We start from the raw sequence: 2,070 nt of genomic DNA, 5'->3' as shown, positions 1-2,070 counted from the left end.
TGCCCGTGCGGCTACCTGGGCGACTCGACCCATCATTGTTCGTGCACGCCTCAGGCGATCCAACGCTACCGGCGCCGCGTCAGCGGTCCGCTGCTCGATCGCATCGATTTGCATGTGGAGGTTCCGGCGGTCCCGTATCGCGAAATGCGCGCCGGCGGGGGCGAAAGCTCGGCCGCGGTGCGGGCCCGGGTCGAAAAAGCGCGCCGCTTCGCCGGGCGGCGTTTTCACGGAACCTCGGTCGACACCAACGCGCAACTGACCAGCCGCCAGACCTGGCAATACGCCGAGCCCGACGCCGACGGCCACCGCTTGCTCGAAACCCTGCACGACCGGCTGGGCCTTTCGGCGCGGGGCTTGATGCGGATTCTCAAGGTCGCGCGCACGATCGCCGACCTCGAGCAATCCGAGCGGGTGCGCGCGGCGCACATTGCCGAGGCGGTGCAGTACCGTTCGTTGGATCGCCTGAGCATGAACTGATTCCGGCTTGACCGGTTGCGAAGTACGCGCCTCGGGATCGGACCGCCAACGCCTGGCCAGCGGATGGCCGATCGGAGCGGATCGTCCAGCGGAGGGACCGGGCGAACCTGTTCCGGCCGCGTTTCATCTTCGTCCGTAGAGGGGGGCGCCGGAACGAAGGCGGTCGCGGGCAGGTTCGCTCTCAATCGGAAAGACGGCGCCGGTCGACGCGGCGGATTCATCAGGTGAGGAGAACGCAAAATGTCCGAGGACTTTATCACGCGGTTGCGGATTCTGGTCGACGAATGCGCCGACGGGGTTTATTCGCGGTTCGGCAAAATCATTCACGTCTCGGCCACCACCATGCAGCGCTACCTGGAAGACCGGGCGCAGCCGGGTTACGACATCGTGCGGCGCATCTGCCTGACGTGTGGTGTCACGCCCAACTGGCTGCTCTTCGGGTGGGAACCGAAATACGGCGCCCAAAACAAAAGCGCGCCGGAAGCGATCCGGATCGTGGACCTGGCCGGCGCCGGCGAGGTGATGGCGTCGGATTTCGTCACCGTGCCGATTCTCGGCGAAAGCGCCTGGGAGGCGGTGGAGAAGGGGTTGACGTTGATCGGTCCGAATACCATGGAAGGCTTCACGATCGCGCCGGCCGTGCTCGGCGGCCGTCTTTGCGCCTGTCGCGCGAAGGATGAGTCGATGAGTCCGGAAATCATTCCGGGCGATCTGTTATTGATCAACCTGGGCCGGATCGAGCCGCAAAAAATGGCGGGGAAGCTGGTGTTGACCCAAGTGGCGCCGTCCCAAATGGCCGTCCGTCGTTTGCTGCGCAACTATTTGTTTTCCAATGACCCGCACCGTTTTCCGCCGCTGCCGGTCGGCAAACGGCGAATCGTCGGGATCGTCGCGCAGATCCGCCGCGATTCGGAAAAGCCTGTTAAGGCGGCGTCATTGGAGAACTGATTTTTTCTCCAGCCCAAGGCTCCCAATCTAAATTAGATACAAAACCAAACCTATTTCATTTGAAAAACCGGACAATATCAGCACGTTTATCATTATTAAATCCCCCTTGAAATTCTTCATAATTTATATATGCTCATATTAGCATATATAAAGGAACACTGGTTTATGTTGAAGTTCTACCAGAAATACACGGGATCGGGCGGCTTGTTGACGAGCGACAATCCGTCGACCGGCGAGCCGATCGGCGAGGTGAGTCTGTTCACGGCCGATGACGCCAAGGAAGCGGTCGCGCGGGCGCGTGCGGCTCAGAAAGACTGGGCCGCCAAGAGCCTGGAAGAACGCGGCAACGTATTGCGGCGGTTTCAGCAGGTTTTACTCCGGCGCGCTCTTCCGGAACGACGACCATTGGACCCTGGATGAGCAACTGCGCGGCCAACAAGACCCCACCCAAGTGGGCCTGGTTCTGCGCGACCTCGGCATCGAGCCGATCCGCGCCTTGTCGCCACAGGCCAAGGGAAGGGTCGAACGGCTCTTCGCCACCTTGCAGGATCGACTGATCGCCGAACTGGCGCTGGCCGGGAAAACCACCATCGAGGACGCCAATCCCTGGCTGGCCGATTCCTTCGTGAACGACTTCAACCGGCG

At 61.6% G+C, this 2,070-nt stretch carries 4 protein-coding genes; all 4 read left to right on the top strand.

Going from position 1 to position 2,070, the window contains the following annotated elements; all coding sequences use genetic code 11:
* On the top strand, nt 1-477 hold a 477-nt coding region (locus tag GX444_20640; protein NLH50991.1), incomplete at its 5' end, for an ATP-binding protein.
* A gap of 240 nt (nt 478-717) precedes the next feature.
* Nucleotides 718-1,425 carry a hypothetical protein gene (locus tag GX444_20635; GenBank protein NLH50990.1) on the top strand — a complete coding sequence of 236 codons (708 nt, stop codon included), beginning with the start codon at nt 718-720 and terminating at the stop codon, nt 1,423-1,425.
* A 165-nt stretch (nt 1,426-1,590) separates the two neighbouring features.
* Entirely contained in the window at nt 1,591-1,845 is a 255-nt protein-coding gene (locus tag GX444_20630) for an aldehyde dehydrogenase (GenBank protein NLH50989.1), read from the top strand.
* Between the two features lie 31 nt (nt 1,846-1,876).
* On the top strand, nt 1,877-2,070 hold a 194-nt coding region (locus GX444_20625; GenBank protein NLH50988.1), incomplete at its 3' end, for a transposase family protein.

Source organism: Myxococcales bacterium (genome assembly GCA_012517325.1).
Lineage (GTDB): Bacteria > Lernaellota > Lernaellaia > Lernaellales > Lernaellaceae > JAAYVF01.
Note: the sequence above shows the minus strand (reverse complement) of the source record. Positions and strands in the feature narration are given on the sequence as shown.

Coding starts and splice junctions, on each gene's coding strand:
- GX444_20635 (NLH50990.1), top strand. CDS start 718: ATGTCCGAGGACTTTATCACGCGGTTGCGGATTCTGGTCGACGAATGC.
- GX444_20630 (NLH50989.1), top strand. CDS start 1,591: ATGTTGAAGTTCTACCAGAAATACACGGGATCGGGCGGCTTGTTGACG.